This window comes from Pseudobacter sp. (assembly GCF_051955275.1).
In the GTDB taxonomy this organism is placed as follows: domain Bacteria; phylum Bacteroidota; class Bacteroidia; order Chitinophagales; family Chitinophagaceae; genus Pseudobacter.
Window position 1 is genome coordinate 1 of the sequence record NZ_JBQCGW010000102.1, and the last position, 23918, is coordinate 23918.

General features: G+C 48.7%; 21 protein-coding genes and 1 riboswitch. Of the genes, 16 read left to right on the top strand and 5 right to left on the bottom strand.

Annotated elements, in window-relative coordinates:
• The 6 genes from ACTHMC_RS08420 to ACTHMC_RS08445 form a co-directional block, all read left to right on the top strand.
• Window positions 1–1694: hypothetical protein (locus ACTHMC_RS08420; RefSeq protein ID WP_440412534.1), on the top strand; the 1694-nt coding region annotated here is incomplete at its 5' end.
• Between the two features lie 18 nt (window positions 1695–1712).
• On the top strand, window positions 1713–2165 hold the full coding sequence (locus ACTHMC_RS08425) for a hypothetical protein (protein WP_440412536.1): 453 nt from the start codon (window positions 1713–1715) through the stop codon (window positions 2163–2165).
• Window positions 2166–2200: 35 nt separating this feature from the next.
• A riboswitch (TPP riboswitch) is annotated at window positions 2201–2293 on the top strand.
• Window positions 2294–2419: 126 nt separating this feature from the next.
• Window positions 2420–3118, top strand: a complete 699-nt coding sequence (locus tag ACTHMC_RS08430; RefSeq protein ID WP_440412538.1) for a class I SAM-dependent methyltransferase — start codon at window positions 2420–2422, stop codon at window positions 3116–3118.
• Window positions 3119–3126: 8 nt separating this feature from the next.
• On the top strand, window positions 3127–4194 hold the full coding sequence (locus tag ACTHMC_RS08435; RefSeq protein ID WP_440412539.1) for an AIR synthase-related protein: 1068 nt from the start codon (window positions 3127–3129) through the stop codon (window positions 4192–4194).
• Window positions 4191–4838: a thiamine phosphate synthase gene (locus ACTHMC_RS08440; protein WP_440412541.1), complete on the top strand. Its 648-nt coding sequence runs from the start codon at window positions 4191–4193 to the stop codon at window positions 4836–4838. The genes ACTHMC_RS08435 and ACTHMC_RS08440 overlap by 4 nt, the downstream gene beginning before the upstream one ends.
• A gap of 1 nt (window position 4839) precedes the next feature.
• Window positions 4840–5130, top strand: a complete 291-nt coding sequence (locus tag ACTHMC_RS08445; RefSeq protein WP_440412543.1) for a Trm112 family protein — start codon at window positions 4840–4842, stop codon at window positions 5128–5130.
• Here ACTHMC_RS08445 and ACTHMC_RS08450 read toward each other — a convergent pair.
• Window positions 5119–6030, bottom strand: a complete 912-nt coding sequence (locus ACTHMC_RS08450) for a diacylglycerol/lipid kinase family protein (RefSeq protein WP_440412545.1) — start codon at window positions 6028–6030, stop codon at window positions 5119–5121. The two genes, ACTHMC_RS08445 and ACTHMC_RS08450, sit on opposite strands and share 12 nt — an antisense overlap.
• A gap of 70 nt (window positions 6031–6100) precedes the next feature.
• Between ACTHMC_RS08450 and surE the strand changes: the two genes are divergently transcribed.
• Window positions 6101–6829 (top strand): 5'/3'-nucleotidase SurE, encoded by a 729-nt coding sequence (gene surE / locus ACTHMC_RS08455; RefSeq protein ID WP_440412546.1) that lies wholly within the window; start codon window positions 6101–6103, stop codon window positions 6827–6829.
• A 3-nt stretch (window positions 6830–6832) separates the two neighbouring features.
• Here surE and ACTHMC_RS08460 read toward each other — a convergent pair whose 3' ends face one another.
• Window positions 6833–8413, bottom strand: coding sequence for a hypothetical protein (locus ACTHMC_RS08460; RefSeq protein ID WP_440412547.1), 1581 nt, complete (start codon window positions 8411–8413; stop codon window positions 6833–6835).
• A 486-nt stretch (window positions 8414–8899) separates the two neighbouring features.
• Here ACTHMC_RS08460 and ACTHMC_RS08465 point away from each other — a divergent pair, with 486 nt between their 5' ends.
• The 4 genes from ACTHMC_RS08465 to ACTHMC_RS08480 all read left to right on the top strand — a co-directional run bounded on the left by ACTHMC_RS08465 (window position 8900) and on the right by ACTHMC_RS08480 (window position 14241).
• Window positions 8900–11953 (top strand): glycosyltransferase family 117 protein, encoded by a 3054-nt coding sequence (locus ACTHMC_RS08465; RefSeq protein ID WP_440412549.1) that lies wholly within the window; start codon window positions 8900–8902, stop codon window positions 11951–11953.
• A gap of 160 nt (window positions 11954–12113) precedes the next feature.
• Window positions 12114–12617: a peptidylprolyl isomerase gene (locus tag ACTHMC_RS08470; protein WP_440412551.1), complete on the top strand. Its 504-nt coding sequence runs from the start codon at window positions 12114–12116 to the stop codon at window positions 12615–12617.
• Between the two features lie 50 nt (window positions 12618–12667).
• Window positions 12668–13714 carry a nucleoid-associated protein gene (locus ACTHMC_RS08475; protein ID WP_440412553.1) on the top strand — a complete coding sequence of 349 codons (1047 nt, stop codon included), beginning with the start codon at window positions 12668–12670 and terminating at the stop codon, window positions 13712–13714.
• 167 nt (window positions 13715–13881) lie between these two features.
• Complete coding sequence (locus ACTHMC_RS08480; protein WP_440412555.1) at window positions 13882–14241, top strand: HigA family addiction module antitoxin; 360 nt, start codon at window positions 13882–13884, stop codon at window positions 14239–14241.
• 98 nt (window positions 14242–14339) lie between these two features.
• Here the strand turns inward: ACTHMC_RS08480 and ACTHMC_RS08485 are convergent, their stop codons facing one another.
• Together ACTHMC_RS08485 and ACTHMC_RS08490 are read right to left on the bottom strand one after the other, a co-directional pair.
• Window positions 14340–15347 (bottom strand): EamA family transporter, encoded by a 1008-nt coding sequence (locus ACTHMC_RS08485; protein ID WP_440412556.1) that lies wholly within the window; start codon window positions 15345–15347, stop codon window positions 14340–14342.
• 5 nt (window positions 15348–15352) lie between these two features.
• A complete protein-coding gene (locus ACTHMC_RS08490) occupies window positions 15353–15823 on the bottom strand; it encodes an Lrp/AsnC family transcriptional regulator (protein ID WP_440412558.1) in 471 nt (156 codons plus the stop codon).
• 306 nt (window positions 15824–16129) lie between these two features.
• Between ACTHMC_RS08490 and ACTHMC_RS08495 the strand changes: the two genes are divergently transcribed.
• From ACTHMC_RS08495 to ACTHMC_RS08510, 4 genes are all read left to right on the top strand, one after another.
• Window positions 16130–16474 carry a DUF3127 domain-containing protein gene (locus ACTHMC_RS08495; RefSeq protein WP_440412560.1) on the top strand — a complete coding sequence of 115 codons (345 nt, stop codon included), beginning with the start codon at window positions 16130–16132 and terminating at the stop codon, window positions 16472–16474.
• Window positions 16475–16596: 122 nt separating this feature from the next.
• Window positions 16597–19029 carry an outer membrane beta-barrel protein gene (locus ACTHMC_RS08500; protein WP_440412561.1) on the top strand — a complete coding sequence of 811 codons (2433 nt, stop codon included), beginning with the start codon at window positions 16597–16599 and terminating at the stop codon, window positions 19027–19029.
• A gap of 143 nt (window positions 19030–19172) precedes the next feature.
• A complete protein-coding gene (locus tag ACTHMC_RS08505; protein WP_440412563.1) occupies window positions 19173–20930 on the top strand; it encodes an ABC transporter ATP-binding protein in 1758 nt (585 codons plus the stop codon).
• Between the two features lie 82 nt (window positions 20931–21012).
• Window positions 21013–21369 (top strand): DUF5763 domain-containing protein, encoded by a 357-nt coding sequence (locus ACTHMC_RS08510; protein WP_440412565.1) that lies wholly within the window; start codon window positions 21013–21015, stop codon window positions 21367–21369.
• A 16-nt stretch (window positions 21370–21385) separates the two neighbouring features.
• Here ACTHMC_RS08510 and ACTHMC_RS08515 read toward each other — a convergent pair whose 3' ends face one another.
• Window positions 21386–22168, bottom strand: coding sequence for a DeoR/GlpR family DNA-binding transcription regulator (locus tag ACTHMC_RS08515; protein ID WP_440412566.1), 783 nt, complete (start codon window positions 22166–22168; stop codon window positions 21386–21388).
• 353 nt (window positions 22169–22521) lie between these two features.
• Here ACTHMC_RS08515 and ACTHMC_RS08520 point away from each other — a divergent pair.
• The coding region (locus ACTHMC_RS08520; RefSeq protein ID WP_440412567.1) for a TonB-dependent receptor plug domain-containing protein at window positions 22522–23918 on the top strand (1397 nt) is incomplete at its 3' end.

Sequence of the window (23918 nt, forward strand, 5' to 3'; positions counted from 1 at the left end):
CTGGAATCACACTTCCTCCCGGTGGCACTGCCAGCGGAGACCTGACCGGCACATACCCCAACCCAACTGTTGCTGCTAACGCCATCACTTCTACCAAGATCAATGATGGTGCAGTAGGAAATACAAAAATTGCCGACGGCGCTGTTGGCGCAACCAAGCTTGCTGCCGACGCCGTAGTCACAGCTAAGATCGCTGACGGTGCAGTAAATGCCAACAAGCTCGCCACCGATGCCGTTACTTCAACAAAAATTGCAGACGATGCTGTAACCACAGCAAAAATTATCGATGGCTCAATCACAGCCGCTAAACTGGCCACAGGCCTCAGCCTGCCGCCAAACGGCTCCGCAACCGGTGACCTGGATGGTAACTACCCTGCTCCTTCAGTATCAAAACTGAAAGGCATCGGCCTCAGCGCAACTGCTCCTGTAAGCGGTGAAGTACTCACCTTCGACGGAACAGTATGGGCTCCGGCACCAGGCGGTATCAATCTTCCTTATTCAAAAACTGTAAATATCGCTACCCGCGCGCTGCACATCACCAATGATGGTGATGGAAGCCCCATCGAAGGTAGCAGCAACTCGCTCGCAGATAATGCTGCAGGTGTGGTAGGAACCATCTTGCACACAGACGCAGGCCTGGAAGCCGCTGGTGTGAAAGGTGTGAATAACGGTTCCGCTGCCCTGGCCACCAGTTTCGGTGTATTGGGTATCCACAACGGTTATGGTGTGGGTGTAAGAGGTTTCGCAGGTACAGGAACCGGCGTGGAGGCCTTCTCTACGGATGGTTTCGGTATCTATGCAAAAAGTGTGAACAGCACCGCTGCATTCGTTGAAGTGGCAGACCCTTCTGCAAATGCAGATGCCATGTCCATTGTTCACCAGGGTACTGGTATTGGTCTTACTTCTCTCAGCTATGGTGGTCATGGTATGTTTGCTGCTGCCATGGATTTCTATAAAGCAGGCCTGATGGCTGTGAACTATGGAAATGGGGAAGCTATCAACGCTTATACTGCCTCTGACGATAATGCTACGATAACTGCAGCAAATGATGGTTTGAATGCTGCTCTCAAAGGAACCAACAATGCTCCCGGTGGGAAAGGGATACATGCAGTAGCTACATCTACCGCTGGTGTTGGCGCCGGTACTGCACTGGTTGCGGAACTGGTTGGTGACCCTGAAGGTGATGTGGCTGTTTTCAAAGCAGGGGGAAATAATGTAGCACGTATCGCTGCTGACGGAACCGGTTACTTCAATGGTGGTGTACTGTCAAGCGGTGCTGACGTTGCAGAGCTCTTCGATGTTGAAGGTGCCCGCTCTGCTTACGAAGCAGGCGATGTTCTGGTGATCTCCGGATCTACAGACCGCATGGTGGCCAAATCCGCTGAGCCTTACTCTACGCTGGTTGCAGGTGTATATGCTACCAAACCAGGTCTGATGCTTACTGAAAAAGATGCACACAAAAGCCTCCTCGACAAAATGGTGCCTATGGGTGTGATCGGAGTGATCCCTACCAAGGTTTGCCTGGAAGGTGGCGCTATAAAAAGAGGCGACCTGCTGGTTACTTCTTCCATCCCCGGCGTTGCCATGAAGGCTGATCTCAACAAAGTGAGAGTAGGACAGGTGCTGGGTAAAGCACTGCAGGACTATAACGCAGGCTCTGTTGGAAAGATCAATGTGCTGGTAAGCGTTAAGTAAGAATCAAAACAGTAAACAATGAAAGCATCATACCTTTTCGGAGTACTGCTGATCCTGGCAACAGCCATCTCCAATATGGCGATGGCCCAGGACCCAAAAACGGTGAGAGCCATGGAAGGCAAAACCCCGCAATCCATCAAGGATGCAATGGCTAAAAGGGCGGTGCATGCAAATAACAGCAGGAGGCTGGCGCCCACCTCAGTGCGCCCCCTGCAAATGAATGCAAGCCGTTCGCCCAAACCTATTGACGATCATGTACTGCGCATCTTGCTCGAAAGAAGGTCAAGGCCCAATGCCAGACCATCACAGGCTCTTGCCAATGTAAACAGAAGCCAGGGCATGTCGCAACCGATGATGCAGGGAAACAGAAATCAGGTTCACCGCTCCGCACAGCCAACAGAACAGATAAGGGCAGCAGAGCGCGAAGAGATGAAAACCAAAATGCTCGCCCGCTTGAAAAGAAAACCCTGAGAAGTCAGGAAACAGTAATACATTTGAGTCATTAATTTATTGCATCGGGGTGCTATACAAGTAGCTGAGATGATACCCGGGAACCTGAACTGGTTAATACCAGCGGAGGGAATGCAAGGTGACACTGATATAACTGAAATAATTATATTCAGCATAAGCCACATTTCTCCGGGCAGGAAATGTGGCTTTTTCTTTTGCCGCATTTCTGCCCCGATCCCCATCCATTCCTGATGCAGTTTAAAAAAACTGTTTTTATGGAATTACAACAACTTACCAAAGGGATCAGAACCTGGCAGCAACGCCCGGAATGGTTTTTCAACAGGGATCAGACAGACACTTACGAACAATGGTACGAAGGCCGCTACAAACGAGCCGAGATCTGGCAGAAAAAAACCATCGGCAGCCTCCTCAAAAAAGATGAACGCATCAAAACGCTCCTCGAATTCGGATGTGGTACCACAAGGTTCACCAGGTGGTGGCACCAGATAGGCATACAAGCCACAGGAGCCGACCTCTCCCCCTTTATGCTCGGACAGGCAATACATCTCTTCGATGGCAACCTGGCCCTGGCAGACGCGCACTACATGCCTTTTAAAGACCAGACCTTTGATGCCCTCGCCTTCATTACCACTTTTGAATATTACAAAGATCCCATCCAGGTGATCCGCGAAGCACGCCGTGTAGCTAAACATGGTATCGTGTTTGGAATGATGAACCGCAATTCGCCCAAGTTCATCCGCCGCCGCGTACAACAGGCTTTCGGAAAGAACCCCTTCTACGTGACTGCCACTTTTTATACACCTGATACACTCATCAGTAAAATCAACGAAGCACTCAAAGGAGAGAACTATACCATCGAATGGACCTGTACAGGTCTTCCCAAATGGTTCCCGGTACAGCAATGGGGCGTTCCTTACGGAGATTTCTTCGCCTTATTCGTTCAATTCAAATGAGCAACAACATGACCGCATTTGCCGACAGTGGAAAAGTGCATATGGACCTGTTCAACCAGTTGATCTATCCATATCATGGCGCTCCTGACAGTAACCTGATCGCCGGTCCTGAATATGGAGTTGATGTTGCACTGGTTGAGTTGCCCGGCAATTATGCCATGGCCCTCACCAGCGACCCGCTCTCCTGGATCCCCACCCTCGGATTGCAGGAGTCCGCCTGGCTTTCTGTGCATCTCATGGCCAATGATATTGCTACCACTTCGCAGGCCCCGCAATTTGCACAGTTGGTATTGAACCTGCCTGAATCCTGCACCAGCATTGAGTTTGAAGCATACTGGATGCATATTCATAACTATTGCAAAGAAATAGGAGTAACCATAACCGGCGGCCACACCGGCAAAGCCGCAGGCATGCAATCAACCCTGGCCGGTGGCGGCACCATGATCACAGTAGCAAAGACCGGTGACCTGCTTTTGAGCAAATATGCACAGCCGGGCGATTTTATTGTTGTTACCAAAGAAGCCGCACAGATTGCCAGCTCCATACTGGCGCTGAGCTTCCCGGACCTGGTCAGATCGAAATGCGGTCAGCAAAACTGGAGACAGGCAGCGGACCTCTTTTATGAAACCAGTTCCTTACAGGCAGGATTATGCGCAGCTGCAATAAATGCGAAGCATCAGACAAAATCAGTAACTGCCATGCACGATGTAACCGAAGGCGGCATCCTGGGAGCCATCTACGAAATGGCCACCGCATCAGGGTGCGGCGCTTTCCTGCATGAAGATCAGCTTCCCATCGGACCAGCCCAGCAGGCTGTTTGTTCGTTGTTCGGCATCGATCCATACTCCTGCGTGGGAGCAGGTTCCATGATCATGGCTGTAAAACCCGGCAGGGAAGAAGAACTGTTGCTGACCCTGCAGCAAAACAATATCAAAGCCACGCTGGTTGGGCAGTTCACTGATAAATCAGAAAGCATACGCATGCAGAAGAAAGACAAGCTCGTAACGCTTGGTCAACCTGGTGCTGATCCCTACTGGAACGCATTCTTTCAAGCCTTCAAAAACGGATGGAAATGAATAAAGAATTTAAAAAGATAAAAGGCGGCGTTTACCTGGTGCTGGATCCTGCCAGCCTTGATGACGGTAAATTGAAGAAAGTCAGACAGGCCCTGGACAGTGGTCTCGCTGCCATTCAATTATGGAATAATTGGATGGATGTGAAAGACCGCGCTGCTGTTGTGCAGTACGTGGTGAAGCTGGCAAAGCCTTTCCAGGTTCCGGTACTTGTCAACGAAAACTGGGAACTGCTGACAGAAACGGATGCTGATGGCATCCATTTCGATCAGCCTTCACAAAATCTCAGCCTGATCAGAGGGGCCATCGGAAGGCCGCTGATCACAGGCATCACCTGCGGCAATAACCTGGATAACGTTCAATTTGCCATCGAACAGAAAATGGATTATATCTCTTTCTGTTCTGTATTTCCATCAGGCTCCGCCAACAGTTGCGAATGGGTACAACCCGCCACCATTGCGGCTGCCAGGGCTATGAGCGATATGACCATCTTTGCGGCCGGAGGCATTACTGCCCAAAATCTGCCAGCATTGCTTCCAACAGGTCTGGATGGGATCGCCGTGATCAACAGTATCATGAAAGCCGAAGATCCCTCAGCAGTGACCAGCCAGTTCAACCAGATCCTTCAACAACAAAAAATTAACTAGTATGCATCCCGGTTTCATAAAACAACTCTGTTGTCCCTTCGATAAAAAAGATCTTACACTGAAAGTGTTTGCCACTGATACCAACAATCATATCATTGAAGGATTGCTAAGTTGCGAACATTGCAGCAGGTACTACCCCATTATTCATGGTGTACCCATCATGAGCCCCGATGAATACCGGGAATGGTCACTCGAAGCCCCCGTTGTAAAGCAATGGGAGCATAAACTGGAAGGAAAGAAGCTGGAATCATTCCGCCTGGAGAACAACAAGCCTGAAAGATTAAATAGCTGAAGGCTTTGCCGGAACAAGGAAGCTGATCATCTCCGGCAGGAGCTCAATCACTGCAGGGAATGGCGGCTCATCCTTTTTCTCAAGCATGTCATCCACATGTACCTGCGCGCCTGCCCATTCAAGATGCACACGTCTGCATGAAAGAGAATGGAATGGTGGTGTGGCTTCTTCTTTATTTAAGCGGTGTTGAAGATATTCAATGAGTTTGGTGCGCTCATCCTCGCGGATCCAGACTGCATCAAAACGGCCGTCTCCGGGATCTGCCTGGGGAGCCAGTTTGAGATTGGGGCCGATGGAATTGGTATTCAGGATCTCCAGCAAAAGATATTCTCCGGAATAGTCGTTGCCATCCAACTCCAGCTTGCAGTAACGGGATTTAGCGGTGGCTACGATTTCAAGAAGGGTCGAGAGTGCCAGTTCCAGCGACTCCTCTGCTGTTTCTGGAATGTCATCGATCTTCTTCATCACTTTGATGAGTTTTGGGAATAGGCCAAAGCCAACACCTTCCAGGAATAACTCTTCACTGCCTTCCTGCCTGAATAGGCCCAGGTCAAATTTTTTGACCAGGCCCGGCTTCCAGCTTTCAACAAGATCTTCCAGTTCTCCGCTGAGCCCCAGCGTGCTGGCTATATTGTTAGCAGTGCCTGCGGGCAGCAGGGCCATCGGGATCTTATCGTTCAACTTTTGCTCAACCATCTTCCTGGCAACCTTTCCCACAGTTCCATCACCGCCCGCTACAATGATCAGGTCAACTTCAGGATCAAGGGTATCCCAGCCTTCTTTTTTTGTTGAAAAATATCTACAGTCGTAACCCTGGGATCCCAACAGATCGAGCAATTTTTTCTTTGAATGCTCCTGATCTCCGGCGCCAGGGTTGTGGATTAACATGGCCAATTTCATACGTTGATTTGTTTTGATAATAGTATTCCAACTGTAGGGCCAGTGGCATGATTATGATAGGCTTTTTTGCATGAGAATACTAGTAACCAACGATGATGGAATTTATAGCCCGGGCATTGCGGCCCTGGCGAAGATCGCTTCCCGCTTCGGGGAGGTGCTGGTAGTTGCGCCGGATGTGGAACAGTCTTCTATGGGGCATGCCATCACGGCCTCCCGGCCACTCTTCTATAAAAAATCTCCCGTAACATTCGAAGGAATGGAAGCATACAGGGTGAATGGCACGCCAGCAGACTGCGTGGCACTGGGAACCCATATGTGGGCAGATATTGAAGTGGTGTTATCCGGGATCAACATGGGGCTGAACCTTGGTAACGGTATGTGGCACTCGGGCACCCTGGCTGCGGCCAAACAGGCAGCCCTGCTGGGTTTGAGAGGAATTGCCCTCAGTACTGTTGCCGGTAAAACAGAGCCCGATTTTGAGAGCCTGGCGCCCTATGTTGAAAGAACGCTCAGCCGTCTGCTGGAAATGAAAACAGCAAACCTGCTGAATGTAAATTTTCCACCAACACCCAAAGGCATCAAATGGACGAGGCAGTCGGTCCGCTTTTATGATGGCAAGATCGTTCCCGGCATGGATCCGATGGGAAGGAAGCATTACTGGTTCACGGTAATACCGCTTGAGCCTGCGGAAGAAGGAACGGACAGGTGGGCTATAGAAAATGAATACGTAAGTGTAACGCCGCTGCGGCTCGACCTGACGGATGAGTCACAATTGAAAGAAATGATCGATCAGTCGTAACCGTTATTGTTTTATGGCTCTTTCGGCTTTCACCCTGCGTTTGCTTTCGAGGTACTTTTTGTGCACAACTTCGCCCATCGGCTTCTCATATACCTTGCTTTCCACCCAGGATACTATATCCAGGTAGGCAAAGGCGCGGGTCTCAAATCGATTTCCTTCCAGGTGCTTGATCTTTTGCAGGAATTTTTCCAGTTCCGGCTTCAGCTTTCTGGGAGAAACATCAAATGAACTGCGAAGGAACTTGAACATTTCTTCTTCCACAGCCGTAAGATTCTGCATCTTGGCCATGAAGCGGTACACGCTTTTGATCAGGGATTCCATGATATCATAGTTGCCCATTTCATAGTGCGCCATCAGGTGAAGCAGCCGTGCATAACATTGAAGATCCACCCGGAGATCAGGAACAGAAACATTCATGATCTTCATCAGGTAGTCGATAGAAGTGGAATAATCCCCCGCACCGAAATACAGTGTGGCGAATTTGTAATTGAACACCAGGATCCGGTGTGTGTCTACATATAGTTCGTAATCGCTGAGGTCTTTAGCTATTTCAGGTACAATCTTCAACCCTTCCTTGAAGGTTCCCTGCATCAGGTGCTGATTGAGCCTTGCTGCACTGATATATACGAAGGTGTGTACCCTGAAATTGTCGTGCACATTGGCAAGATCCGTTTTGGCGTATTCCTGGAACTTGCGGAGCGTGAGATCGAACTGGTCGAAATTGCGCAGGTCGAAATGCGCATTGAGCAGGTTGTGCATACCTTTTACGTAGTGACCAGGCTCAACGGAGATCATCTCCCGCTGCTCATCAAACAACTCGATCCATTTTTTACTGTTGCGATAGTACATCAGCCAGTCCTGGCGGATGAATGCATACCAGCAATAGCTTTGATAGAGGTAAAGGCGCTCGTACCAGTCTGTAACCTTGTGCGCATTTACGGGCAGGTTGGTGCTGAAGAAGGCCTTGATATCCTGCTCCTCTTCCTCATTACGGGCATGGCCGTTGCGGATGAACCAGCGGTACATCAGAAGGGCGAGGTTGGAAAGTTTTACCACACTGTCGATATGCTGGCTGATCTCAAGGGCTTCTGCTGCCAGCAGGTCTGTCTTTTCCTGTGAGCTCCTTGTGATGTGAAGGGTTTCGATCTTCTTCTCCAGCGATATCACCTGGGCGAGGTAATTATATTTATGATTGGCTTTTGCGAGCTCTTTTGCTTTCTCAAGGATCTTGAGCGCCTGAATTTTCAGGCCTTTGTTATACAGTACGCGTGCATAATCCAGCTGCTCGCTCAGCTGAAGGTCTATATTTTCGGCAGTTTTCAGCAGCCGCAATCCTGCTAACAACTGTTTGTAAAGATGCGTTTTGAGATTGGCTAACTGTGGTTTAGTGATAGGAGAAAGCTTTTTCATCAGCACTTTCTCATCATACTCGGGCAATTTATCCAATGCATCGAACAGCTGAACGATCTTGAGATCCTCCTTGGTGGAACTTCTGGTGATATAAAGCTTGAAATGTCGCTTTTCCGACTTCTCCAGAGATCGAACTAACTGAAATAATGCATCCGTAAATGGGTTGGCCCTCATATTAAAATTCTCCTGAAACGCACGCCCGGTAGGGGTTTTAAGATTTAATTATCAGCTTTGGCATGATAAAATCCGCAATAAGTTGTTTTGTACACGGTTATTTCCCGTCTTATTTTTACATCGGATTTGAAGCACATATGGCCAAGCAATCGTAAAGCAGGCAATTGAAAGAGGCAAAAAGACAAAGTGACAAGCAAGCAGTGTAGAGGCCAAAATTCAAATCCACTCGAAAATAGAATTTGAAGAATTTTCATATGGCAAGCAATCGTTAGAGGTCATCTGTTTCTACAGAAGACCCTTTTTTTTTACGGCTGCAATATAATACAAATTATTTGCGCGTACTATAGAAGCCAAAAATTCTCCAAGGAAATGTTAAAGCTTTAGCCAATCCCGCTCCTTTCGCAGTATCGCAATACCATTCCCCGCTCAAAAACACGAAATTTAGAGGCATACACTTCCTTTTTACTCATTTAATGCCTCCATTCTATGCAGTTCAACAAACTGAACAACCTGTTCGGCTGGCTTGTGTGCCTGACCGCCTGCACAGTTTATTTCCTGACATTAGAACCAACCACCAGCTTTTGGGACTGCGGAGAGTTCATCTCCAGCGCCGATAAGCTCCAGGTGCCACATCCGCCAGGATCGCCCCTTTTCATTCTGATGGGAAGGTTTTTTGTGATCCTCTTTGGAGATAATCCGCAAACGGCCGCCATTGCCGTGAACAGCCTCAGCGCTATAGCCAGCGGCTTTACCGTCCTCTTTCTTTTCTGGACCATCACTTATTTTGCCAGGAAGCTGATACAGCCTGCATCAGGGGCTATAATGACTGCACAGCAGGTGTTCACAGTGCTCAGCGCTGGTATGATCGGGTCGCTGGCTTTTGCCTTCTCCGACTCATTCTGGTTCAGTGCTGTGGAAGGCGAAGTGTATGCACTCAGCTCCTTTTTTACCGCCCTTGTATTCTGGGCCATCTTTAAATGGGAAGCCCGTGCTGATCAACCCGGCGCAGACCGCTGGCTGATCTTCATCTTTTTTATGATGGGAATTTCCATTGGAGTTCACCTGCTGAACCTGCTGACCATTCCCGCCATCATCATGGTGTATTATTTTAAAAGATATAAATTCTCCAAACGCGGCGCTATCATGGCTTTCATTGCAGGATGCGCTATCACGGTGTTCATCATGAAATTTGTGATCCAGAGCACCGTCCGGGCCGCTGGTAAGTTTGATCTCTTCTTCACCAATGAACTGGGCATGCCCTTTTTCACAGGGTTCATCCTGTTCTTTGTTATTATCACGGCTATAATGCTCTTTGCCATACGGCACTCCAACAGGAAGAAATGGTACAAGACCAACCTCGCCCTCTGGTGCAGCCTCTTTGTTGTGCTCGGCTTTTCCACTTATTCCACCACCCTCATCCGTTCCAATGCAGACCCTGCGCTGGATATGTTCAGCGTGGACAATCCCATGACCCTGGCCTCCTATCTTGGTCGTGAAAGTTATAACGACTGGCCCTTGCTCATTGGCCCTGATTTCACAGAACGCGCTCCCTTCAAAAAAGTGGGAGATCAGTATGTAAAGGGAGAAAAGAAATACGAAGTGGCCGGTCCCAGCTATTCGCAGGACTGGGCCAATGCTCCCGGTGCGCATCTCTTCCCACGTATGTGGGACAATAATAATGACCGCGGACAGGTGACCAACTACTATAATTTTTCCGGTCTCGAAGAAGGCGAAACGCCTACCATGAAAGACAATATCAATTATTTCACCCGCTACCAGGCAGGCTGGATGTACATGCGCTATTTCATGTGGAATTTCGCCGGAAGGCAGAACGACCTGCAGGGATACGGCAACCCACGCGACAGTAACTTCATCAGCGGGGTCTCATTTGTTGATAACAGTCTTTACGGTAACCAGGAGAAAATGCCCGATACTGCCCGCGCCGAAAACAAAGCACATAACAGGCTCTTCATGCTGCCACTGGCACTCGGACTGGTGGGACTTTTTTTTCAGTTGAAGCGCAATAGTAAAGACTGGGTGGTGAACAGTCTCTTTTTCCTGGTCACCGGCTTGGGTATAGTAGTGTTCCTGAATCAATCCGGGATCCAACCGCGGGAGCGGGATTATGCCTTTGTAGGCTCTTTCTATGCCTTTGCCGTTTGGATAGGTCTGGGGGTGATCGGCCTCATCAATTACACGCAACGATATATTAAAAAGCCGGCAGCAGCCTGGGCTACATCCGCTCTCTGTTTCCTGGCAGTACCCATGCTGATGGCAAACCAGGAATGGGATGATCATGATCGCAGTGGTAAAACCCTGGCCCGCGATATCGCCCGCAACTACCTGGAAAGCTGTCCACCAAATGCCATCCTCATCACAGCCGAAGACAATGATACCTATCCCATCTGGTATCTCCAGGAAGTGGAAGGTGTGCGCCGTGATGTGCGCGTAGTGATTTCCACCATGATCGGCAACGACTGGTGCATCGATCAGCTTCGCTACAAAGTGAACAACAGCGCGCCCATCGATGTGATATTCTCTAAAGAGCAGGTGGCTGGTAATAAGCTGGGCATCGTTTACTTCAACAATAAGATCCAGGGCTTCGATCCCGATAAACACTATGATCTCTATGACGCCATGAAGAATATGGTGGGTAGTGAAGACAGTCGGTTTACCTCTATGAGCGAAGACGGAGAAACCTACCATATACTGCCGGTGAATAAGTTCAGCATTCCTGTTGATCCCGCCAAAGCCATCGCCAGTGGGGCTGCGCACCAGGGAGAACAGATCCAGGAACAGTTGTTGCTCGATTTCTCTAAGAAGAATTATCTCTTCAAACATGAGTTGACTCCGCTTGCCATCATTGCCGCCAACAAATGGGAAAGGCCTGTATGCTTCGCTTCTTCATCTACGGCAGATGATTATGGGCTGAGCAAGTATGTAAGATCAAAAGGACTGGTATATCAGCTCAGCCCTGTACCTGACAGTGAGGTAGACAATGAAACTGCCTACAACACCGTGATGAAGCATTTCGTGTACGGCAATACTCAAAAGGCAGGCATCTACCTCGACGAGACCAATCGCATGCGGCTGAATCTGATCAAAGCTGCCCACGTGCAGATCGCAATGAGCCTGGCCCGCTCCGGCGACAAGGAGCGTGCAAAGCAGGTGCTGCGCAGGTTTGATCAGAATGTCAGTCCAGCTAACCTGCCCTATGGATTTACCTCCAACAGGGGCAACCAGCATAATTTCATTTCGCTGCAGTTCCTGCACGCCTGCTACCTGGCCGGTGATACGGAACTGGCAAAGAAAGTGTCTGATTCCATACGAAGGGACCTGGTACAGCAAATGGAATATTACCGTTCCCTGGGCGAAGAGCAGCAGGGAGATGAGCAGCTTGCCCGGCATGCATACATGATCCTGGAGGGAAAGGATGGAGCGCTCAGCAATCGCCAGGTATCCTTTGCACAGGATATTCTCAGCAGCTTCCAGATGTTGCACCAGCTGGATGCATGGGTGAAACAGCCCGCCAGTCTTTAAAGGAATTAAAAATACATAGCGGCAACACAGGATGGTGTTGCCGCTTTTCTTTTTAGATTTGTTGCTTTAACCGAAGGATATGCAGTACGCCAGATCTGTTGTGGCCATTTTGCTGATACTTGTTTTTGCAGGATGCTCCGAGACTTCAAAATACCCCCTTGTGGAAATCAGTACAAGGCAGGGCGATATCATAATAGAGCTTTATCCCGATAAAGCCCCAAAGACCGTTGCTGCATTCTTATCCTATGTGGAAAAGGATCTTTATAACAATGCCAGCTTTTACCGCGTGCTCAACGATGAGAACCAGCCGAGCAATGCAGCCAAGGCAAACCTCATCCAGGGCGGTTTGTACCGGTCTAAGAAAACGCCTGATCTTGCCGGTGTTCCACATGAGACCACAAAACAGAGCGGCATCCTTCACAAAGACGGCGTAGTGTCCCTGGCCAGGCTGGAGCCAGGTACTGCTACCGCAGAATTCTTCATTTGTGTGGGGGATCAGCCCGGCTTCGACTTCGGAGGGGCCAATAATGCAGACGGACAGGGCTATGCGGCTTTCGGGAGAGTGATCAAAGGGCTGGACATTGTCCGCAAGATCTACAACCTCCCGGAAGACAATCAGTACTTCGATCCCCCCGTTCCTATTTTCGATATCAAAAAGTTGTAGGGTTCCTTTAGCTGCTTGCTTATCTTCGCGGCCTCAAAAACCGTAGTACAATGACAGGCATAGACAGCGTACAGTTGGAGAAAGTGGTAGTGCATAAGATCGGGAACCCTTCCCGAGGCGAAGATCTGCACCTGAGCGAAAACGCACTTACCCTGAACGATGAAATTGTACGAGGACTGCTGACCAAATATTTCCTCGGCTCCTTCAATGAAAATGAGCTCTACCACTTCACGCATATCAGCGATCTGCAGATGAATGAAGTGTACAGGTATGTGTCTGCTATTTTTGAAGACCGCGAGACCTTTATGGAGCAGGCAGCCTATATCGCGCGGTTCCTGTATACAAAATCAACCCACGTTAAAGTAAAGGAAGGAGAACTGTATGTAGTGCAGTTCGACAATGTTCCTTTCGAAGGAGAATATATTCCCGCCATCGGCATCTTCAAGTCTGAAACCAAGGAGAGCTTTCTCAGGGTATTTCCGCATGGACAGAGTTATGAAGTTTTGCATGAAGAAGGGCTTAACATCAACAAGATGGACAAGGGCTGTCTGGTGTTCAGGTCAAATACGGCAGAAGGGTTCAAGGTTTGTGTGGTAGACAGCACCAACAAAAACAACGATGCCCAGTACTGGGTGGAAGAGTTCCTGCAGGTAACACCTTACTCAGACAGCTATCACAATACAGATAAGGTTCTCAGCCTTTGCAAGCAGTTTATCACTAATGAGTACGCAGAAAAATTCGATGTCTCCAAAAGTGATCAGATAGATATGCTCAACCGGAGCATGGATTATTTTAAATCGAAGGAGCAGTTCAGTCTTCAGGAGTTTGCGCAGGAAGTGATCCATCACGAAGAGGTGGTGGATAGTTTTATGGATTACAAGAAGAACTTCGAGGCGGCGAAAAATTTTGAGCTCAATGATGAATTTGCCATTCACATCAATGCAGTAAAAAAACAGCAGCGTGTTTTCAAAACCGTGCTCAAGCTGGATAAGAACTTCCATATCTACATTCACGGAAGAAGGGATCTGATAGAGAAAGGGGTGGATGAGATGAGTGGGAAGAAGTATTACAAGATCTTTTTTGATGAAGAAACCTAAGGAGCAGTTTACTTTGTAAGTATCCGCAAGCCAGAATACAACTTACTGTTATCTAACATCCGGTAGCCTGTTTTTTTATTGGAAACAAACTGGAGGATTACTTTTGAGTTTAGGAATGGGAATGCCTACCTGGTGGATTATCTTGATTATCATTAAAATGAGTTGTTATGCTGAAAAGAGGAATGAAGCCTAGTCACCCGGGGCGTATTTTGAAGAACTTGTATATTGAACCATTGGGTTTAAATCTAACTTTTGCAGCCAGGAATCTTGGAGTAACAAGAAAGACCCTTTCCCTGATCCTGAACGAGCATCAGGGAATTAGCGCTGAAATGGCTTTGCGTTTGGCAAAAGCCTTTAAAACAACGCCAGAGAGTTGGATGAACTTACAATATAACTTTGATCTGTGGGAGGCAAGCCAAAAAGTAAATCTTGCAAAAATTGTAGTTTTCAAAAAAATGAAAATGGCTCCTGAAGCGAAAGCCGCACCAAAAATTACTAAAAAATCCTCCTTAAAAAAATCCGCATAAAAACAAAGCGGGCAGACCAACCGGTCTGCCCGTTTTGCTTTGCGCCAGGAAAAACAGGATCCTTTTCCGTAAACCCAAGATCCTGCTGCACTGGCTGACTAAGCCATCTTTTCCTGGGCATTAGAAACAATGATCCGTTTATTCACAGCAGCTGACGCGCCATTACCGGAATTATCCTTATTGGAATTTCTGTATTTCGCAAGATTGATCAGCAGCACACTTCCCAGAATGATCGCCAGTCCCACCAGCTGCCAGAGGCTCATCACTTCATTGGCGAAGAACACTCCCAGTAATACGGCCACCACAGGGTTTACATATGCATAAGTACTTACCTGTGTTGGGCTGCGTACCTGTAACAGCCATACATATGCGCTGAATGCCAGTACGGAACCGAATACTATCAGGTACCCAAGAGAGAACCAGGCCCCGCTGCTCACTGCAGCAAAGCTGAACGCTTTCCATTCGCCGGCAATGAAACTGCCTGGCAGGAACACAAATCCTGCTGTGAGCATCTGCCAGGTGGTATTCACCAGGGCAGATCCTTTTGAATTGTATTTGGAATAAATAGAACCACCAGCCCAACTGATACAGCCTACCAGCACTATGAGCAGGCCGGCCAGGGTTTCACCGCCGCCGGGCGTATTCATGATAGCATCCAGCTGGTCACTCAGCAGCAGCACTACGCCTATAAAACCAACAATAAGTCCGATAATGGTGGAGGCGCTGCGGAAATTCTCTTTCCATTTAGGTTTCTCCAGCAGTACAAACCAGATGGGAGCGGAAGAGATCCAAACGGCCACCAGGGAGCTGGGCAATGTTTTCTCGGCCCAGATCACACAGCCATTACCAACAAACAACAGCAGCACGCCGGTAATGATGGCGGCCTTTGCCTGTTGCGGATCCCAGAGTTTCTCTCCTTTGATCAGGCACCAGGTCAGCATAATGGATCCGGCAACCAGGAAGCGAAGCGCTCCCATGATCAGTGGAGGGAAATCATGAACAGCCTTCTGAATGAAAAAATAAGTGGAGCCCCAAACAAGGTACACAGTGGCGAAGGCTAGGATCACCATTACAGTAGACACGGGCTTTTTGGTTACAGTTGACATACATTTTACTTTTTTGGAATGACCAGTTGCTGTTGCTCTTTTACGGTTTCCAAAACGATGGTTGTTTTGGTGGATGAAATATTCGGGATCTTTTGCAGGGAGTTTCGCATCAAATGCATGAGTGAGGCAGAATCGGCGGTACGGACCTTGATCAGGTAGCAATCTTCGCCTGCTATATGATGTACTTCCTGCACTTCGGGTATCAGTGCAAGGGCTTTGGAAGTGTCACCACTACAGGAGAATCCTTCGGAGGAGCGTATGAAAATAAAAGCGAGGAGTTTCTGTTGAATAGCGGCAGGGTTTACCTGCGCCGTGTAACGGACAATCACATTCCTGTTCTCCAGTTTCTTCACCCGCTCCAGCACAGCGGAAGGAGCCATGTTCAGCTCACGCGCAAGATCTGCATTGGAGATCCTGGCATTCGCCTGCATCAGTTCTAAGATCTGGAGGTCAGTATTATCGAGAGTGATTTCCATTCCGGCTAATTTTCTGTAAATCTAAAATTATTCTGAATAATATTCGGCCGGGATCGGAAATTTGGAATTTATTCAGTTTTTGCGGGTCGATGGCCGAACAATAATCGGAAGTTCGCTGGCTTTGCCCGGGTGAAACCGAATTTTATTCGGGAGCGGCAGTGTGCAGAGGTGCCGGAATGAGCAGGGTGAGCGTGAGATCACGGGGGTATGCCAGGGGCAGGCCCGTTCCTCCCCACCTGCATAAATTCCTTATTGCCAAAATCCAAAGCCTCCATATATTTACCGAAATCAGTAAATCAGTCAATAATGGACATTAGCGGAAAGATCCTCTCCTTTCTTCCTGTACAAACAGGACAGGGAAAGAACGGCACCTGGAAAAAACAGGAATTCATTCTCGAAACAGGCGACACCTACCCCAAAAAAGTATGCATAGCAGTATGGGGCGATAAAATAGACATTGCAAGCATCAAACCCGGAGAACCGGTAACTGTATCATTTGATGTGGAAAGCCGCGAGTTCAACGGTCGCTGGTATACAGACGTGAAAGCATGGAAAGTGGTGCGCACTGCAGGCGGCGGCGGTAATACCGCTGTACCTGATGGCCCTCCCGGATTTGAACCCGGAGGCGCGGATGACGACCTGCCCTTTTAAAAAACGACGGTTCAGCAGGCAAATTATCCGGTTCAGTTTTCCCGTATCGGAATATTGCCACTGAAATAAATCAACATTATGAAAAGGATCAATGCGAGTAATTTCGGTTGATCCTTTTTATTATGCGTAAACTGTATGTGATTGTATGGATGCTGCTGGTGCAGACAGCACTGGCGCAACCTGCCGGCGATGGAGACATAACCGTAACCGTCAATAATAAACAACAGCAGCCGCTGGCACTCGCCTCGGTAGCTGTGCTCAAAGTCAGAGATTCCTCCCTGGTGCTCACGCGGATTACCGATTCTGCCGGCCGGGTGACTTTTGAAAATATGCCCGCCGGATCCTACCTGCTCCGCATCACCATGGTCAATCATATGACACAGTATGCAGGGCCTGTAGAAGTGGCAACAGGCGCAGCCAATCTCCCGCTTTCCATCACCCTGCTCCGGTCAGACGCCTCCCTCCAGGAAGTGACTGTCTCCGCGCGAAGGCCATTGATCAGGGTTGCTCCGGACCGAACCATCGTTTCGGTAGACAATAGTATTACCAGCACCGGCGCTACCGTATTGGAAGTGCTGGAGAAATCTCCCGGTGTTTCGGTTGACCGTGATGGTAATGTGAGCCTCAAAGGCAGGTCAAACGTACTGATACTGGTAGATGGTAAACCAACATATCTCTCCGGCTCAGATCTCAGCAATTTCCTCAGCGGCATGTCCGCAGCTCAGCTGGAGTCAATAGAACTGATGGACAACCCGCCCAGCAAGTACGATGCTGTTGGCAACGCAGGGGTGATCAATATCAAAACAAAAAAGAGTAAACAACAGGGTTTCAACGGAACCCTCAGCACTGCCTGGCAGCAGGGAAGGAAACAACGTTCCATTCATAGCCTCGGTCTTAACTACAGGCAGGGACCGCTCAATGCTTTCATGAACTACAGTCTCAATGAAGGCGGGTATATCATGTACCTCTATGCGCTCCGTAAATATTTCGATCCCGGAACCACCAATCCCAATGCCATCCTGCAACAACCCACAACAATTCAGGGACGCGGTCAGAATCATTCTTTGAAACTTGGTATGGATTACTCCATCAGTAAGAAAACAACCATTGGCCTGCTTGCGAATGGTTTCTATCAGTATCGCCAAACCCGGAACAGTGCGGTTGCTGAATGGCTTGATAACAATTACCGGAAAGATTCAGTGATAAACAGTGCCGGCAGAAGCTCGCTCAACTGGCGGAACGGCGCAGTGAACCTGAATGCGAGGCATAACTTCAGTTCCACACAGGAGCTGACCGTAGACCTCGACTGGCTCGGCTACAATATCCGCAACTACCAGTTCTTCCTGAATAACAGGGATGGAAATAATGGATACAGCGAAGGAGAAAGAGGCGAGATCCCCACCAAAATCAGGATCATTACCGGGAAAGCGGATTACACCCGGCGTTTTGGTGAAACCATGAAGTTGGAAGCAGGATGGAAAAGCAGCCGGATCCGCACAGATAACTTCGCGGGATACGAGATCAACACTACAGGCGCCTGGGAAAACAATACCAACAAGACCAATCAGTTTGTTTACACCGAGCATATCCATGCTGCTTATGGCAACTTTGAAAAAGTATGGGAGAAGTTCACAGCCCAGGCCGGGCTCCGGTTTGAGAACACCAGTTATGATGCCCTGCAATCCGGGAACGCGCTGAGAAAGGATTCCGCTTTCTCCCGCAATTACAGCAGCCTCTTTCCCACTGCCTATCTGCAATACAAAATGGATTCGGTCAACAGCTTTACCATCAGTGCCGGCAGAAGGATCGACAGGCCCCAGTTCCAGAACCTGAATCCCTTTGAGTTCATCATCAACAAATACACCAGCCAGCGCGGAAATCCCTTTATGCTGCCACAGTACACCTGGAATGTGCAGCTGACGCATATGTACAAAGAGTGGTTGATGACCACCGTTAGTTATAGCCGGACAGAAGATTATTTTGCACAGCTCTTCCTGATTAAACCCGATGGCACTTTCCTGTACTCATATGGCAATGTGGGCAACAAGCAGCATTTCGGCCTCTCTGTGAACGTGCAGTTGCAGCCAGCGCCCTGGTGGTCTATGAACCTGCAGGCAGACCTCATTCACAAACGCTTCAGGGGCTTTGTGTGGAAAGAGCTGACGCCAACAGTTACTCAGCTGAACGCCAATATAAACAACCAGTTCAAGTTTAAGAAAGGGTGGGCCGCAGAGCTCACAGGTTATTATATTACCCGAAGCCAGGAAGACATCCAGGAAGTGGTGGAGCCCACCGGACAGGTAGGTGCCGGAATTTCAAAAGCATTGTTCAATAACAAAGCCACACTCAAACTGGCTTTCCGCGATATCTTCTATACACAGGCCATGAATGGCCTTACAGAATTCAAAGACTCAGAAGAGTATTTTGAACTACAGCGAGACACACGTGTTGGTGTGCTTTCCTTCACCTGGCGCTTCGGTAAATCCTTCAAGGGAGGTGTCAAAAGAAGCGGCAGCGCCGATGATGAAATGCGACGGGTTGGGGCCGGTGGGTAGCGTGCAGCCAATCACTCGCGTCCCAGCGGAAAATAAATGGGGCTAACCTTTTTGGTCAGGCTCACCCCATACTTTGGTAAGGTTCTTCCGCCTTATTTAAATCCTTAGATTTGTGTAACCCCGGTCCGCCGTAGCTTTACGGCATGCAGATCCTTTGGAAATATTTACAACCTCAGCGCTGGCTGATCCTGTTCTCCCTGTTACTGGCAGGGATAGCCCAGATATTGTCCCTGATAGATCCCGTGATCTTTGGTAAAATCATCGATGATTATGCAGGACAGATCAATAGCAAGCCCAGGGAAGAGTTGGTAAAGGGAGTGCTCTGGTGGCTCTTCATCGCCATCGCAATTGCCACCCTGGCCCGCGTGGCACGAGCCTTCCAGGAATATTTCACCCGGCTGGCCGTTCAGAAGTTCGGGCTGCAGATCTTCAACGATGGCCTACGGCAAACACTCCGCCTAACCTTCAGCGAATTTGAAGAACAAAGAAGTGGCGAGACCATGGCCATCCTGCAAAAAGTAAGAACAGATACGGAAAGGTTCATCAACTCCTTTATCAATATTCTCTTTTCTTCCATTGTAGGCATGGGCTTTCTCATCTGGTATGCCATCACCAAACACTGGGCGCTTATTCCCGTATTTGTGATTGGCGTGCTGGTGCTGGGCTCGCTGACCGGACTGCTCAGTAAGAAGATCAAAACCCTGCAACGTTCCATCAATAAAGAAACCAACCGCATGGCGGGGATCATCACGGAATCCCTGCGGAATATAGAACTGGTGCGTAGTCTGGGCCTCACCTTCCCGGAGATCAGGCGTCTCCGCGAATTCACCTACCGTATCTTTGAACTGGAAATGCAGAAAACCAGGAAAGTGCGCACATTGAGTTTTTTGCAGGGAACAGTATTGAATATTCTACGGCAGTCCATTCTCTTCATATTGTTGTGGCTCATCTTCGGACATGTATTGAGCACCGGCGAGCTCATCAGTATGCAGTTCATATCCAGTTCTATCTTCGGCCCGCTCCAGGATATCGGCAGCATCATTCTTTCTTATCGCGAAGCGGAAGCCTCTCTCAATACTTTTGATGTGCTCATGAACAAGCCGGTGGAGCAACGCCCTCCTGAGCCGATTGAGTTGAATGAATTGGAAAGTATCCGTTTCGAGAATGTGGTGTTCCGCCATAATACCGCCAGGCAGAATGCCATGGACGGCATTTCATTTGAATTCAAAAGAGGCGACACCGTTGCGTTTGTAGGGCCTTCAGGTTCCGGAAAATCAACACTGGTAAAGCTGCTGGTTGGATTGTACAAGCCGGTGGAAGGTGAGATCTTTTTCAATGATATACCGGCTACGCTTATACGCTACAATGAAATGAGAAAGCAGATCGGCTTTGTAACCCAGGATACACAACTGTTTGCAGGCACTATCCGGCAGAACCTACTTTTTGTGCAACCCAATGCTACTGATGACCAGATGATGACAGCCATAGAAAAAGCATCGGCCACCAATCTGGTGAGGCGCCATGAGTCCGGGCTGGATACCATGCTTGGAGAAGGCGGCCTCAAGCTCTCCGGTGGCGAAAAACAGAGGTTGTCCATTGCCCGCGCGCTGCTCCGCGAGCCCAGGCTTCTGATCTTTGATGAAGCAACTTCGGCACTCGACTCTCTTACGGAAGAGGCCATTACCCAGACTATCCGCAATATTGCTTCGCAAAGACAGCAGATCACCATCATGATTGCTCACAGGCTCAGCACCATCATGTACGCTGATAATATCATTGTGCTGGAAAAGGGCAAGATCACCGAACAGGGATCCCACGAAGAATTGCTGGAGCAGAAAGGATTATACTATGCCATGTGGAGGCAACAGATCGGGGAACGCAGGCCGGAAGCGGAAGTTTGAGGATTGTCAAGATATAGAGGGCCGTAAAATTTGAATTGATCAGGTTCGTTATAGATTCAATTATCCTGTAAAATGCCAATATATGAAAAGCAGCATCATGCTCCTGCTGGCCCTGTCTGCCTTGCTGACTGCGCTGGCTTTTGCTCCCCGTTGTAAGTCGCCCAAAGCTGAATTACCCGCAGAAAAAGAATACGCAACCTGTTATGGAAGAACGCCGTGCACGGCTTGCTCCAATTGTTCCGGATGTAAACATTGTAATGCCGGTGGCACCTGCGGTGTATGCGAAAAGAAAAAACCTGTAGCAGGTTCGTATGGCAGTTCAAATAAAAAGAAGACCAGTGAGTCCGGCAGCATCCAGTGCCGGGCGATCACAAAAAAAGGAACAAGATGTTCCCGTAATCAAAAGTCTGGAGGGTATTGCTGGCAACATGGCGGATAAGCAATGGTGCAACAACTTAGATCAACTCCACTTCTTTGGTTTTGTAAGGTTGTAAAGCAATGTTATCTGGGGGAAGATCCGTGATCAGGTAATCGATGTCCTGAATGTCTGCGATCTTCATCTTCATGGTTGAGTTCAGTTTCTCGGAGATCGCCAGTATAGCAACTTTATCTGCCGCTTTGATCATTGCTTTCTTAACCTGGATCGTTTCCCAGTCGGAGTCAGTAAGACCATTTGCAGCGTCAATAGCGTTGGTGCCGATGATACAAAGATCGGCCTTGATATTATTGAGGTACTCGAAAACTTCCCCGCTTACCGTCATCTGGCTATAGGTAGAGATCTGCCCGCCGATCACGATAGTTTTGATCATCGGTTTATCCAGTAACTCCACTGCAGAGAGTACATTCACAGTGAGGAAGGTTGCGCGAAGCGTATGCGGGATCTTCTTGATGAACTCCCTGATGGTGGTGCCACCACCGATCAGCACGATCATATCGTCTTTCAGTAATTGCAAGGCTTTTTCAGCGATCACCACTTTATTGCTTTGCGAGTAGGTCTCGGACTCATGACCGTAATGATAGGCGATTGACATAGCCCCGCCTTTTATCTTCACTACTTCTCCATCGTCTGCCAGTTCATTCACATCACGGCGGATGGTGTCTTCAGAAACACTGATCAGACCTACCAGGTCACTATAAGTCAAACGAGTATGGATATTCACCTGTTTGATGATGAGTTTTTTCCTCGCTTGTTTGGTCAGCGAGGCAGGGGGAATCTGGTCTTGTGTGTTCAGGTCCATAAAAAACGGAATTGCGCTTACTGAATGCTGTTAGAGGGTTTGCCGCAGCCGCCCCTCCATTCAAATATCCGGTAAAAATAGAATATAAGTTTAATTTTTTGCATTATTTGGGTGTCAATTAATTTTTTTGCGAAATGTCATCCTGCGGGCTATAAAATGGAGGGCAGTTTAATTGTTTGTGAAATAATAGGTTACATATAATTGCGGGTAGCCGAACATGCAATTTTTAGGTCCATTAAATGCATATTTTGCAAATAATGAGTGCAAATATTTTGCAGAAAGCGAAAAAATGAGCTAGTTTTAAGTCGAGAATTTGCATTTTTTGAAAGAAAAGTTCTAATCTAACTACTGCAATGAAAAAATTACAACTAACCTACTGGGCCAGCCGATTGCTGCTGGCATGCAGCCTCCTCTGCTGTATGACCACCCTGGCCCAGACCCCCTCATCCATCTCCGGTACCGTCTCCAGCTCCGCCGGACAAAAGATTGCAGGGGCCACCATCACACTGGTCAATAACACCAGTATTGCCACCACCACCAACAACAATGGAGAATTCACTTTAAAATTACCCGCCATTTCCGGCACCATCGAACTGCTCATTACCCATGTGGGATTTGAAAGAAAGCAGGTGAAGGTGGAACCCGGACAAACCAATATCACCATCGAGCTCAGCAATGCCAAAGCACTGGACGAAGTAGTGGTGACCGCCCTCGGTATCAAAAAAGAAAAGAAAGCACTGGCCTATGCCGTTACTGAAGTGAAGGGAGATGAGTTCACGCAGGCGCGTGAGATCAATATCGCCAATGCTTTTACCGGAAAGATCGCTGGTGTGAATGCAAGCAGTCTCGCGAGCGGGCCGGGCGGCTCCAGCCGCGTTACTATCCGTGGTAACGGTTCCTTCAGCGGAGATAACCAGCCACTCTACGTGATCAACGGCATGCCTATCGATAATACCACCAACTCCGTTCCGGCATCAGGCAACGGTTCCGTGGGGCTGAACAACGACCGTGGCGATGGTATCGCAGGCATCAACCCCGATGATATCGAAAGCATCACCGTGCTTAAAGGAGGTACCGCTGCCGCTCTTTACGGAAGCCGTGCTTCCAACGGTGTGATCATCATCACCACCAAAAAAGGCGTAAAGCAAAGAGGTATCGGGGTTGACTATAACACCACCCTCACTTACGAAACACCCAGCATCATTCCTGACTGGCAATATGAATACGGCCAGGGCCAGTTTGGTGTGAAGCCCGCTACAAAAGCGGAAGCCATCAATATGGGCCGCTTCTCCTACGGTGCAAAAATGGACGGCTCCGATGTGATCCAGTTCGACGGAGTGAAGCGTCCCTACTCTCCGCAGAAAAACAATATCAAAAACTTCTACAACACCGGCTCCACTTTCACCAACACGGTAGCCGCTTACGGTGGAAACGAAAGCATCACCTGGAGGGCTTCCCTTTCAGACATGAACAACAAGGGCATCATCCCCAATCAGAAACTGAACAAAAAGATCGCTTCCCTGTCTGTTGTATCAACACTCAGCAAGCGGGTTTCCGTTGAAGGATATGCGCAGTACAATATCGAGCGGTCTGAAAACCGTTCCGGTGTTGCCGATGCGCCCGGTAACCCAAACTGGGGAACCTATATGATCGCAAACACGGTAGACATCCGCAGCCTGGCTCCCGGTTACAATGCAGACGGAAAAGAAGTGGAGTGGAATCCTTCCGGTTTTGCCACCAACCCCTATTT